Genomic DNA, 11,595 nt, shown 5'->3' on the forward strand with positions numbered 1-11,595 from the left:
CAACGGCACCAGTTTCGGGCCCCGACGAGGAACTGACGCACCAGCAGTAGAAGTCACACACCAACTAACGATCAACTACTGGCGCAGGACACTAGCTAGTGGCTCGCCTCGGATGGTCGGCCGAGTATTGATCCGCTGTCGGTCGGTGTCCGGCTGTCTGCCGGTGCTGATCACGAAGGTGCTGGCGGAGGCTGGGTGGAGTGTTCCTCCGGCCGTGCGCCTCGAGGTGGTGGGGTCCGTCTCAGCGGATCAGTGGACCGCAGATGATCAGTATGTGCGGTCGATGATCACTACCGGGATGTCGCGGCTGGTCGCCTCCTGGTAGCTCTGGTAAGACGGAAGGGCCGCCACGATGAGCTCCCACAGTCGCGGTTTCTCATCAGGCGTGGCGGTCCTTGCGGCTGCGGGGAAGGTTTCCGGGCCGATCTGGACCGTGACGTTCGGGTTTGCCGCCAGGTTGAGGTACCAGGCTGGGTGTTGATCGGCTCCCGCATTGGAAGCGGCGAGGATGTAGCGGTCGCCATCCCGTACATAGACCAGGGCCGTGCGGCGCAGTTTTCCGGACTTGCGGCCGCGGGTCGTCAGGAGCAGGTCGTTCATGCCTAATCTGGCTTGGCCGTTCGTTTCGAGGTAATGGCGGATATGTTGCGCCACCCACTCGTTGGGACTGTCGGCGACTTCCTCCTGCCTATCCATCAGTCGGCCTCGAGGCCGACGTGGGTGCGGTGGTGCTGCGGATTGTCGATCTCGTCGAGCAACGCGATCGCGAAGTCTGCGTAGGAGATGCGGCTGGTCGCCTCGGCCGGGGCCGTCCGGTACCTGCCGGTGCGGGCACCGCCGTGGTCGAAGTCGCCCGCCGGGCTGAGGACCAGCCAGTCCGATCCGGGGGGCACGGTGCGCAGCACGTCCATTCCTGCCGCGTGTCCCAGGTAGAAGGCACGGTAGTCCTGGGGATAGCCAGGTGTGTCCATAAGGAGGGCTCCGGAGGCGGTCTCCAGCACCGAGGCCAGGCCGACTCCCACCAGTCGGCTCACGCCGGCTTGCGCAAGGCCGTCGAGGAGGGCACGCGATGCGCTGGCGAAGAAGGCTTCGGGCTGCGCGGCGGCATCGTAGACCGCGCTGATCGCGGCATCGTGTCCGATGGACAGCTGGGCGACGCTGCGGGCGTGGGTGACATCGCCCGCGACGGTCCGGACGCCGTCCACAGCCAACAGATCGGCGTACTTGGCCGGCTCACGCACGACTGCGGTGACCTGGTGACCACGGCTGCGGGCCTCTGCGACGGCGGCCCGGCCCGCCCTGCCGCCGGCACCGAAGACAATGATCTGGCTCATGGCTTCCCCTCGAATCCGCAGGCCGGGCCCGGACGCCGACCGCTTCCCCGGACGATAGGGGAGGCCCTGGTTACCAAGGGGATACCAGCTACTGTGGGGCGGTGACTGAGCCACTGGATCCCGACATGTTCGACCCGGTCTGCCCGTCCGATCTCTCACCGATCCGCTTCGGCGACAAATGGGCAGGGATGATCATCCGCTGCCTCGAACGGGGACCGCGGCGGTTCTCGGAGCTGCGCACCCCGCTCCACGGGATTACTGCCAAGGTACTCACGCAGTCGCTCCGTGCGCTGGAGCGTGATGGCCTGGTCACACGCACGGTCCACGCCGAGCCGGCGCGCCGAGTCGAATACGAACTTACCCCGCTCGGCCGCAGCCTCCTTGTGCCGATGGCCGCAGCATGCACCTGGGCAGCGGAGCACTGGGACGAGCTCATCGACGCACGCGAAGCGGCCTCTGTGACTTCGTGATCAGGTTCTTGGATGCCTCGGCGAGTCGACGTTGGTAGTGGCTGAGGCATGCGGTGGCCCGGTGGCGTCGGTCGGCGAAGACACTGGAACTCGCGCTGACATCGACTTCAACTCACCGAACGGCAGTTTCAGTCTGGGCAACGAGGACACGTTCGCCCCTGAGGATGCGCGGTTCGCACGGCATCGCGCTGGGCGCGCGGTCGCGGGTAGTCCGGGAGGACGGCGGCACCCCAGAGCGCCGGGACATCGACGTCGACGTGGCCCTGGAGGGGCGGCGCAACCCAAGTTCAGCTTCGGCGGGGAGCTGGCGTCCCAGCACGGGCCTGCTACCGCTACTTGCAGCGGGCGAACGTCCGCACCTTCCAAGGATATGCCTCACCAAGTGGCCACCATTGCCCGAGGGTTGAGATCAATCTGACGGCTGGCCATCTGCTGTCAGCGAATCCGCCTGGCCGCGCGGTGATCCCGGTGTTTGTGTGTCTGTATGGAGATCCTGGTTCTGGGCGGAACAGCATGGGTGGCTCGGGAGCTGTCGCGGCAGGCGATCGAACGCGGTCATCGGGTGACCTGCCTCGCGCGTGGCGAGAGCGGAGAAGTCGCGGACGGAGCGACACTGGTCGCCGCCGACCGGCGCGATCCGTCGGCGTACGAGCCCTTGCTCGACCGCGTATGGGACGCGGTCGTCGAGGTGTCATGGCAGCCGGGCTTCGTTCGTGGAGCGCTCGACGTGCTGGGCAGCAAGGCCGGGCACTGGGTGTACGTCTCGTCCGGCAACGCTTACGCCTCCCACGCCACGCCGGGGGCGGACGAGGCCGCGGCCCTGCTCGCCCCGACCGACCGGATCGAGGTCGACCGCGAGTTGTACGGCGAGGCGAAGGTCGCCTGCGAGCAGGCGTCGACGGCCGCTGTGGGCGACCGCCTCCTCATCGCACGAGCCGGACTCGTCGGCGGCCCGGGCGATCACAGCGGGCGCTCCGGCTACTGGGTCGCCCGCGCCGCACGCGATCCGCGAGGGCCGATGCTGATCCCCGACACACCGGCCATGCCCACGCAGGTGGTCGACGTGCGGGACCTCACCTCCTGGCTGCTCGACGCCGCGGAGCAGGGAACCACCGGCACATACAATGCCGTCGGCCCGGTCGTTCCGTTCGAAGAGTGGATCGAGCTGTCCCGCGCCGTCGGCGGGCACACCGGTCCGGTGGTCGCCGCCGAATCGGCGTGGCTGCTCGCCAACGGCGTGGCCCAGTACATGGGGTCCGAATCGCTGGCGATGTGGCTGGTTGAGCCGGGCTGGGAAGGGTGGTCGGCCCGGGACGGGTCCTCGGCGCGCGCCGCGGGGCTGCGTCATCGGCCCCGGGCGGAGATGCTGGCCGACACGCTGCGCTGGGAACGCGAGCAGGGGCTGGACCGGGAAAGGCACGCAGGCCTCAGCGCGCAGCGCGAGCGCGAGTTGCTCGACGTCCTCGGCTGACGGCGCTGGACCGGTCTCGCACACCCGAGCGTCTGTACGGACGCCTTCCGTTCTGACTTCGCGATCTCGTGGTGTGGCTTCGTTCATCTCCAGGAACAGCGTTTGTTGGCGGGTTGCGGAGGCAGTTGGCGATCAACCGGCCCGGGAATGCCGACGAGAGATGACGGCACGTGTCCCGCCCCGATGAAGACTGGTCCGCTTGTACTCCCTCGACGTCCGGGTGCCGTGCTGAGCAACCCGGTAGCCGCTCGGCGGTGTTCTCGCCCCAGGGCGGCTACGGCGGGGAATGCCGCCGCTGCATCGTGGCCGATGTCGGCCAGGAGGCCCGCACGCGCGCCGACCGGCGGCCGGGTCAGCGGCCGTGGCTGAGCGGGTGGCTGAACCCCTGGGCGGAGATGAGGGCGGCCGCGTCCGTGAGGTCGGCGGCGAAACGCTCGACGGCCTCGTAGGGGAAGCGCTGGCTGGGGCCGCTGAGCGAGAGGGAGGCGATGACTGTGCCCGAACGACTGGTGACCGGAACGGCGACAGCTGTCAGGCCCTCGTCCCACTCGCTGCTGCTGACCGCGTAGCCGCGCTGTGTCGCCTCCCGCACCCCGGTGCGCAACCGGTCGGCGTACTCCTCGCCCTGTGGGGAGGCGGAGGCGACACGGCGCAGCTGGGTCTCGGTGACGTCCCGGAGGAGGATCTTGGAGGAGGCGCCGGCCCACAGGGGCTGTTCGTCCCCGACGTCGACGACATGGCGCAGGGGGTGCGGGCTCTCCTCGTGGGCGACGCAGACGCGGTTGAGGTCGCGGGCGACGAAGAGGTTGACCGTCTCGCCGAGCCGGTCGGCGAGGTCGCGCATGACCTTGCGGGTCTCGCGCGGCACCTCCCACTGACTGCGGGCCAGATAGGCCCAGCGCCACAGGCCGGGGCCCGCGGTGTAGCCGGAGGGGTCCGACCACAGCAGGCCGCTCTCTTCCAGGGTCTGGACCAGACGCAGTGCTGTTGTCTTGGCCAGGCCGGTGGCGTCGGTGATCTCGCGCAGGGTGATGACGGGCCGGTCCTCGCTCAGCAGGTTGAGGATGTCCAGTGCGCGCCGCACGCTGCGAACGCCGCTGCCGTGCGGTTCTCGTGCCGCCTCGGCCTGGGTGGCCATGTCGTCCACGCGGATCCCTCCCTGGTGCAAGTCGCGTCTGCCCGGCCACACGGTATCCGCCGCGCGCCCTCCCTTGAGGGTAGTCCGCTAGGCGGACCATTGGAACCGTAACGCCATAGAAATCTTGCAGTAACTCTTGATGGGCGTCACCTCTCCGCGTATGTTTCCGCCAACCGGTCCACTTGGTCCATTGAGTGGACCTTGAGTCTGAGGGTCGCCGCCCCCACCGCTGTGGCGATGGCCCTGCCCGCCGGCGACGGCCCGCTCCACACCCGGGAGCGCCACCGTCGCCACAGCGTCTGTCCCCACCGCAGCCGCCCGTCCCCGCCCCGCCTTCCGCGTACCGCTCGTGCGGCACGGCCGGGCCGGAAGAGCTGCAGCAATCAGCAGCATCCAATGGAGTGTGTGAGATGAGCAGCACGCAGCACCCGGCCACGGCCGGCGGTACCGGAGCCCCCGGCGTGGCGAAGAGAGCGGCGATCGCGAGCTTCATGGGAGCGGTCGTCGACTGGTACGACTTCTTCCTCTACGGCATCGTCGCCGGACTCCTCTTCGGCGACCTGTTCTTCCCCGGCGCCTCGCCGGCCGTCGGCACCCTTGCGGCCTGGGCCACCTTCGGCGTCGGCTTCCTCTTCCGCCCGCTCGGCGGCATCGTCTTCGGCCACTTCGGCGACCGGCTCGGCCGCAAGCGGATGCTCGTCCTCACCATGCTGATCATGGGTGTGGCCAGCACACTGATCGGCGTACTGCCCACCTACGCGCAGGCCGGGATCTGGGCCCCCGTCCTGCTGGTCGTCCTGCGGGCCGCACAGGGCTTCGCGGTCGGCGGCGAGTGGGGCGGCGCCGCGCTGATGGCGGTCGAGAACGCCCCGCGCAAGTGGCGCTCCCTCTACAGCAGCGGCGTCCAGGTCGGCGCCTCGGTCGGTCTGCTGCTCGCCACTTTGATCACCAAGGTCATGTCGGGTGCCACCTCGGACGCGGCTTTCCGCGCCTGGGGCTGGCGGATCCCGTTCCTGATCAGTGCCTTCCTGGTGATCGTCGGCCTGGTCATCCGGGCCAGGGTCGAGGAGTCCGAGGTCTTCACCAAGGAGGTCGCCGCGAAGGGCGCGGACGCCAAGCCGCGGGTGCCGCTCGTCGCGGCAGTGAAGTCCAACCCGAAGGGCTTCTTCGCCATCATCGGCCTGCGCTTCGCCGAACTGCTCACCTTCTACGGCGTGACGACCTTCGGCCTCGCCTACGGGACCGGCGAACTCGGCCTGGACCGCGACAGCCTGCTCAACGTCAACCTGGCCGTCGGCGGACTCGCGATCCTCACCATCCCCGCCTTCGCCTACCTCGCTGACAGGTTCGGGCGCCGCCGGATCTACTGTTGGGGCGCCCTCGTCGGTGCCGCGAGCGCGGTGCCGTACTTCTGGGCCATGGAGTCCGGCTCGCTGATCCTGATCATCGCCTGTGCCGTGCTGCTCGTGAACGTCGCCCACGACATGGCCGTTTCCGTCCAGCAGTCCCTGTTCACCGACATGTTCGGCCCCGAGTACCGCTACAGCGGCGCCGGCGTCGGCTACCAGCTCGCCAGCGCCGTCGGTGGCGGCTTCACCCCGCTGATCGCCAGTTCCCTGGTGCTCTGGGCAGGCGGAAGCTGGAACCTGGTCGCGGCCTACATCGCCCTCGGCTGCGCGATCTCCTTCCTCGTCGCGCTGCGGATGCGGGGCGTCGAGGAAGGCGACGGGAGCGCGGCCGGGGCGTCGGAGGGTGGCCGGCGGGCCGCAGCAGCTGACGGCGCGACCGTCTGACCGCCTGGCGGTCGCGCCGCGGATGCCCGCTCGGGTCAGCAGCGCGTTCCGGCCGTTGTACTCCGCACCTCTGAGTACAGCGGCCGCCGTACCGCCTCGGCCACGCATGCCTCTTACCAAGAGCCCATGTCTTGTTGAGGGCCCCTGCGAGCTCTATTCTGACCGCAGAGTGGATAGATGGATCCATCTAGTGGACCGCTTGGAGTTCTGGTGAAAGCAGCCGTCCTCATAGGGCCGGGCAGGATCGAAATCGTCGACGACTGGCCGGAGCCCGTCTGCGGTCCGCGCGATGTCGTGGTGCGGATGGACGGTGTGGGCCTCTGCGGCAGTGACCTCGCCGTCTTCCACGGCAGGCGTCTGCCGCCCGAGACCCCCTGGGCTCTGGGGCATGAGGGTTTCGGACGCGTCGCCGCCGTCGGCAGCGACGTACGGGACCGCTCCGTCGGCCAGCGCGTGGTCATCGAGCCCAACTACGCCTGCCTGAAGTGCGCGGACTGCCTCACCGGCCTCACCTCGGCCTGCCCGCACCGTGTCATCGTGGGCCTGAACGCCCCGGGCGTGCTGGCCGAACGCGTGGCCGTTCCCGCGCATTTCGCCCATCCCGTCCCCGATGGGGCCACCGGCGCCGATCTCGCCGCCACCGAGCCGTACACCGTGGCGCGGGCCGCCGTACGGCGTAGTGGCGTCACGGCCGCCGACCGCTGTCTGGTCGTCGGTGCCGGGGCCCAGGGACTGCTCGTCTGCCTCATCCTGTCCCGCCTGGGTATCCAGCCGGTCGTCACCGAACCTCACCCGCAACGACTCGCTCGCGCCGAGCAGTTGGGCGCCGTACCCGACGACGGCCGTACCGGCTTCACGTACGTCTTCGAAACCTCCGGCCACGCGCCGGCCCTGCACCCGGCCGTGGTCCGCGCCGCCCCCGGCGCCACCGTGGTCCTGATCGGCCTCAACTCCGACCGTCTGCCGTTCACTACCGACGACGTGGTCCGCCGACAGTTGGTGATCCGCGGCTCGATGATCTACGACCACCCTGGCGACTTCTGCACCTCGATCGCCGAGCTGTCCCAGGCCCGGCCCGGAGCCGTCATCGAGGCCCGATTCCCGCTGCACGAAGCCCAGGAGGCGTTCACCGACGCCGCCGAACGCGCGGGGAAGACCTGGATCAGCATCCATGACGCCGAGGGGAACGGGCATGCGTAAAGCGATCGCCACCGTGTGCCTCAGCGGCACCCTCACCGAGAAGCTGACCGCCGCCGCCCGAGCCGGTTTCGACGGCGTCGAGCTCTTCGAGAACGACCTCCTCACCAGCCCCCTGTCGCCCGAGGGGATCCGCTCCCGCGCCGCCGACCTCGGCCTCACCATCGACCTCTACCAACCGATGCGGGATGTAGAGGCCGTCCCCGAGGAGCAGTTCGCCGGCACGCTACGCCGGGCGGAGCGCAAGTTCGACGTGATGCGCAGGCTGGGAGCAGACATGCTCCTGGTGTGCTCCAGCGTCTCCTCGCACGCCGTGGACGACGATGCTCTGGCCGCCCGGCAGTTGCGACGCCTCGCAGAACTGGCGACCTCACACGGCATCAGAGTCGCCTACGAGGCGCTCGCATGGGGACGGCACGTCAGTACGTACGACCATGCATGGCACATCGTCGAACAGGCCGACCACCCCCGCGCTCGGCGTCTGCCTGGACAGCTTCCACATCCTCTCCCGGGGCTCGGACCCCAAAGGCATCGAGGACACCCCCGGCGAGAAGATCTTCTTCCTGCAGCTCGCCGACGCCCCGCTGCCGGCCATGGACGTACTCCAGTGGAGCCGCCACCATCGCTGCTTCCCTGGCCAGGGCGGCCTGATGCTTGAACTCCTCCGAGTACCGCCTGCTGCGGTTGCTCTTGCTTCCCACCTGGCACTACTTCCTCTGGAACCTCATGTCCCAGTCTCCAGGTGTCCAACATCAAGGGGAAGCTTCACATTTGCATGTCTTTGCCGAGTGCGATGCTGCCACAAAGGCGCTGCGCGTACGTGAACCTCGCCCGGGAGGGAGCATGGTAGCCGCTGGTGCTCGCTTGTGTGGGTTCGGACTGACCGAAGATGTGTGTACCGTGAAGCGAGTGCCTGGCAGTGCGGTAAGGCGACGGGTGACCGAAGTTATCGATCTTTGTCGGGTGGATCGGCGTGCTTGGGGTGCGTGTGACGAAGTGCCGCAAAGCCCCTTGCGAGCCGGGTTCACGAGCCCTCGGCGAGACCGGGAGCATGGTGCCCGGTCGTAAGCAATAGTCAATAGTTGTGGATCAGGTAATGCGACTATTCGCAGTTGGCCGTGGTGGCCTGCTGATTCAAGGGTGTGCGCCGCGGGTGCTCGGGTAGCTGGGGTGGAGTGGTGGCGCGGCTACCGTGGGTGCACGGCGTAGGTCAGGTGCGTCACCCGCGACGACGGCTCCGAACGGACCGGCTCCAGCGCGACCCTGGACGCGTCCACGCCCTCGAACAGGCGGATTCCGGAGCCGAACAGCACGGGCGACAGCGCGATCGAGAACTCTTCGACCAGGCCGGCGTTCACGTACTCCAGGATCGTCGCACCGCCGCCCGCGATGCGGACGTCGCGGTCGCCGGCGGCCTCGCGGGCCTGGTCGAGCGCGGTCTCGATGCCGTCGTTGACGAAGCGGAAGGTGGTCCCGCCCGGTCGCTCCCAGGGGTCACGCTTCTCGTGCGTTACGACGAAGACCGGCGTGTGGAACGGCGCCTCCTCCGGCCACATCTGCTCGCCGGCGTCGAACATGCGCTTGCCCATGACGCTCGCGCCGGTGCGCTCGAACGTCTCCCGCACGATGTCGTTGTCGCGCCCCTCCTCGCCGCCCTCGCCCAACTTCAGGTTCTCCCGGAAGAACCGCTGCGGGAAGATCCACTGCTGCAGTTCCATCCACTGCTGCCCCATCAAGTCCCCGAGGGACTCGGGTGCGATGAACCCGTCCAGCGACATCGACACGCTGAAGAACACCTTCCCGGACATCAGTCCTCCGCCCCCTTCCGCGCGAGGTCGGTGACGTAGGCCGCCAGGTTGCTCAGGGTCTGCTGGCCGCCCTCGATCGCGTGGTACTTCTCGACCGCCTCGTCGCGCAGTTCCTTGGTGGGGAACACGGTGCGCATCACGAGCCGGGTCGCCGCGCCGTCCGGTGCGAAGGTCAGGACCGACTCGAAGGCGTTCGGGTCGTCGCGGGACTCACCGTGCAGCAGCGCGATCCGCTCCGGCGCGGTGATCCGCAGCCAGCGGATCCACTCGGAGTAGTCGGTCCCGTCCGGCCCGTGCAGCACGAAGTCCCACTCCCCGCCCTCGCGGAACTCGAAGGACCGCGTGGTGGTGGTGAACCCCTCCGGGCCCCACCATCGCGACAGATGCCGGACCTCGGTGAACGCCTCGAACACCAGCTCCCGCGGGGCGTCGATGACCCGGGAGATCACGATCTCCCGGTCGGCCGTCGTCGGCTCCGCCCGCGTTTCTTGCCTTGCCCCTGCCATCGGTCATTCCTCCTGCCGTGTCTGCTTGAGGTCCTGCACGTAGGTGTCCAGCCGGTCGAAACTCTCGTTCCAGAACCGCTCGAATCCGCCGACCCACTCGTGGACCGGCCGCAGCCCGCGGGCGTCCAGGCCGTAGAGGCGCTGCTTGCCTGCCTTGCGGTCCCGCACCAGCCCGACCTCCCGGAGCACCCGCAGGTGTTTGGACGCCCGCGGCTGGCTCATCCCCAGCTCCTGGGCCAGGTCGGTCACCGGCCGCTCACCCGCCCGCAGCAGCGCCAGTATGTCCCGGCGCTGCGGCTCGGCGATCGCGTTGAAGACGTCCGATGTCGTCGCCGCTCGTGCCATGGCAGCGATCATATGCCCATATCGGCATGCGTCAAGCCGAGAGGAGTCAAGCGGGGCCTGTCGGATGACGATCGCATGCCTGACCAGGCTGCAGTGACCTCCTTCCGCTCGATCAGGACGCCGTTTTCGAACCGGGCGCCGGAGCGGACCACGGCCACGAGGTGCGCCCCGGTGATGGCCCGCCAGCGTTCCTGAGCGGACTCGACGAGCTTGAACACCATCGCGAGGGCGGCGGCCGGGCTGCCAGCGCCGCGAGTGACCTTGGTCCGGAGCTTGACCGTCGAGAAGGTTGATTCGATGGGGTTTGTCGTTCGCAGATGGATCCAGTGTTCGGCGGGGAAGTCGTAGAAGGCCAGCAGCTCCTCGCGGTCGTCGGTGATCTTCGCGACGGCCTTGGGGAACTTTGCGCCGTAGGTCTTGGCGAACGCCTCGATCGCCTGCTCGGCGTGTCGGCGGTCCTCGGCGTTGTAGATCTCCTGCATCGCCTTCGTCGCGCCTGGCTGTGCGGACTTCGGCAGGGCGTTCGTGACATTCCGGGCCTTATGAACCCAGCACCTTTGATGGCGGGCGGCGGGGAAGACCTCGGCCAGAGCTCTCCACAGACCCATCGCGCCGTCGCCGACGACCAGTTCGGGGTCGCGCATGCCGCGGCGGCGGCAGTCGCGCAGCAGATCGGCCCAGGACTCGGCCGACTCGCGCAGCCCCTCGCTCAGGGCGATCAGTTCCTTGGTGCCGTCCAGCCGCACTCCCATCAGCACCAGCACGCAGCTGTGGGCCTGGCCGAGACGGACCTTGGGATGCACGCCGTCGGCCCACACGTACACGTAGTCGGCCTGCGACAGGTCGCGGGCCTGGAACGCGGCGTGATCGTCGCTCCACTGCCGGGTCAGCCGGGTGACGGTGGCCGGAGACAGCCCGGCCGAGCCGCCGAGGAACTGCTCCAACGCGGGTACGAAGTCCCCCGACGACAGACCGTGCAGATACAAGAGTGGCAGTACCTCGGAGATCTTCGGCGACTTGCGGCACCACGGCGGAAGGATCTTCGAGGAGAACCGCTTACGTTCGCCCGTGGCCGGATCGACCCGCTTGTCGTTCACCCGTGGCGCGGTCACCTCCACCGGCCCGGCGGCCGTGACCAGCGTCCGCGGCCGGTGACGGCCGTTGCGCACCACCAGCCGGTGTCCGGTCCCGTCCCGCAGGCCGGCCAACTCGGCTATGTACTGGTCGACCTCCGCTTCCAGAGCGGCGGCTAGCATCCGGCGGGCACCCTCGCGGACGATCTCGTCGATGAGGGCGCCGGAGGCGGTGCTGCCATCTTCGTTTACTACGCTCAGCACGGGGCGTGCCTTCCCGAGCCCGCGCTGCAACGCGGGTACCTACTCGAGGACTTGGAGATCTTCGGGAAGGTACGTCCATCGCACGCTCCCCGGGGCTTCGAGAGCAATGCTCATGACCTGTGGATCGGCCTCGGGTTGGACGCGAAGGGCGTACCTTCCCGAGTGATCGACTTCTGGTCATCGAGCAGGCCGACGT

At 68.6% G+C, this 11,595-nt stretch carries 11 protein-coding genes and 1 pseudogene; 5 read left to right on the forward strand and 7 right to left on the reverse strand.

The features are described 5' to 3' along the window. Nucleotides 1-267 precede the first annotated feature (267 nt). Nucleotides 268-696: a nitroreductase family deazaflavin-dependent oxidoreductase gene (locus tag ABT147_RS46080; protein ID WP_351418296.1), complete on the reverse strand. Its 429-nt coding sequence runs from the start codon at nt 694-696 to the stop codon at nt 268-270. Further along, on the reverse strand, nt 696-1,334 hold the full coding sequence (locus ABT147_RS46085) for an NAD(P)-dependent oxidoreductase (protein WP_351418298.1): 639 nt from the start codon (nt 1,332-1,334) through the stop codon (nt 696-698). The genes ABT147_RS46080 and ABT147_RS46085 overlap by 1 nt, the downstream gene beginning before the upstream one ends. A gap of 101 nt (nt 1,335-1,435) precedes the next feature. On the opposite strand from ABT147_RS46085, the gene ABT147_RS46090 reads away from it, so the two are divergent. Both ABT147_RS46090 and ABT147_RS46095 read left to right on the forward strand, forming a co-directional pair. Further along, the gene (locus tag ABT147_RS46090) at nt 1,436-1,804 is read left to right on the forward strand and encodes a winged helix-turn-helix transcriptional regulator (RefSeq protein ID WP_351418301.1); all 369 of its coding nucleotides are present in this window, start codon (nt 1,436-1,438) and stop codon (nt 1,802-1,804) included. A gap of 484 nt (nt 1,805-2,288) precedes the next feature. Next, nucleotides 2,289-3,275 carry an NAD-dependent epimerase/dehydratase family protein gene (locus tag ABT147_RS46095; protein WP_351418303.1) on the forward strand — a complete coding sequence of 329 codons (987 nt, stop codon included), beginning with the start codon at nt 2,289-2,291 and terminating at the stop codon, nt 3,273-3,275. Nucleotides 3,276-3,627: 352 nt separating this feature from the next. Here the strand turns inward: ABT147_RS46095 and ABT147_RS46100 are convergent, their stop codons facing one another. Beyond that, nucleotides 3,628-4,413: an IclR family transcriptional regulator gene (locus tag ABT147_RS46100; protein ID WP_351418320.1), complete on the reverse strand. Its 786-nt coding sequence runs from the start codon at nt 4,411-4,413 to the stop codon at nt 3,628-3,630. Nucleotides 4,414-4,823: 410 nt separating this feature from the next. Here ABT147_RS46100 and shiA point away from each other — a divergent pair, with 410 nt between their 5' ends. From shiA to ABT147_RS46115, 3 genes and pseudogenes are all read left to right on the forward strand, one after another. Further along, nucleotides 4,824-6,206 (forward strand): shikimate transporter, encoded by a 1,383-nt coding sequence (gene shiA, locus ABT147_RS46105; RefSeq protein ID WP_351418306.1) that lies wholly within the window; start codon nt 4,824-4,826, stop codon nt 6,204-6,206. Between the two features lie 210 nt (nt 6,207-6,416). Continuing rightward, a complete protein-coding gene (locus ABT147_RS46110) occupies nt 6,417-7,406 on the forward strand; it encodes a zinc-dependent alcohol dehydrogenase (RefSeq protein WP_351418309.1) in 990 nt (329 codons plus the stop codon). Next, a pseudogene (locus ABT147_RS46115) lies at nt 7,399-8,050 on the forward strand (sugar phosphate isomerase/epimerase family protein); the annotation flags it as partial. The gene ABT147_RS46110 and the pseudogene ABT147_RS46115, both read left to right, overlap by 8 nt. 540 nt (nt 8,051-8,590) lie before the next feature. On the opposite strand, the gene ABT147_RS46120 reads toward ABT147_RS46115, so the two are convergent. Genes ABT147_RS46120 through ABT147_RS46135 form a run of 4 tightly spaced genes read right to left on the reverse strand, consistent with a single transcriptional unit; the run spans nt 8,591 to nt 11,399 of the window. Then, on the reverse strand, nt 8,591-9,211 hold the full coding sequence (locus ABT147_RS46120; protein WP_351418311.1) for a dihydrofolate reductase family protein: 621 nt from the start codon (nt 9,209-9,211) through the stop codon (nt 8,591-8,593). Further along, on the reverse strand, nt 9,211-9,717 hold the full coding sequence (locus ABT147_RS46125) for an SRPBCC family protein (RefSeq protein WP_351418314.1): 507 nt from the start codon (nt 9,715-9,717) through the stop codon (nt 9,211-9,213). The genes ABT147_RS46120 and ABT147_RS46125 overlap by 1 nt, the downstream gene beginning before the upstream one ends. Before the next feature lie 3 nt (nt 9,718-9,720). Next, nucleotides 9,721-10,062: an ArsR/SmtB family transcription factor gene (locus ABT147_RS46130; protein ID WP_351418316.1), complete on the reverse strand. Its 342-nt coding sequence runs from the start codon at nt 10,060-10,062 to the stop codon at nt 9,721-9,723. A gap of 8 nt (nt 10,063-10,070) precedes the next feature. Beyond that, a complete protein-coding gene (locus ABT147_RS46135; protein WP_351418318.1) occupies nt 10,071-11,399 on the reverse strand; it encodes an IS256 family transposase in 1,329 nt (442 codons plus the stop codon). Nucleotides 11,400-11,595 lie beyond the last annotated feature (196 nt).

The organism is Streptomyces sp. NPDC001868, from assembly GCF_040297125.1.
In the GTDB taxonomy this organism is placed as follows: domain Bacteria; phylum Actinomycetota; class Actinomycetes; order Streptomycetales; family Streptomycetaceae; genus Streptomyces.

Bases quoted from the DNA above. Each gene is read 5' to 3' on its own strand.
- ABT147_RS46085 (WP_351418298.1), bottom strand. From the start codon at position 1,334: ATGAGCCAGATCATTGTCTTCGGTGCCGGCGGCAGGGCGGGCCGGGCC.
- ABT147_RS46095 (WP_351418303.1), top strand. From the start codon at position 2,289: ATGGAGATCCTGGTTCTGGGCGGAACAGCATGGGTGGCTCGGGAGCTG.
- ABT147_RS46080 (WP_351418296.1), bottom strand. From the start codon at position 696: ATGGATAGGCAGGAGGAAGTCGCCGACAGTCCCAACGAGTGGGTGGCG.
- ABT147_RS46130 (WP_351418316.1), bottom strand. From the start codon at position 10,062: ATGGCACGAGCGGCGACGACATCGGACGTCTTCAACGCGATCGCCGAG.
- shiA (WP_351418306.1), top strand. From the start codon at position 4,824: ATGAGCAGCACGCAGCACCCGGCCACGGCCGGCGGTACCGGAGCCCCC.
- ABT147_RS46100 (WP_351418320.1), bottom strand. From the start codon at position 4,413: ATGGCCACCCAGGCCGAGGCGGCACGAGAACCGCACGGCAGCGGCGTT.
- ABT147_RS46125 (WP_351418314.1), bottom strand. From the start codon at position 9,717: ATGGCAGGGGCAAGGCAAGAAACGCGGGCGGAGCCGACGACGGCCGAC.
- ABT147_RS46120 (WP_351418311.1), bottom strand. From the start codon at position 9,211: ATGTCCGGGAAGGTGTTCTTCAGCGTGTCGATGTCGCTGGACGGGTTC.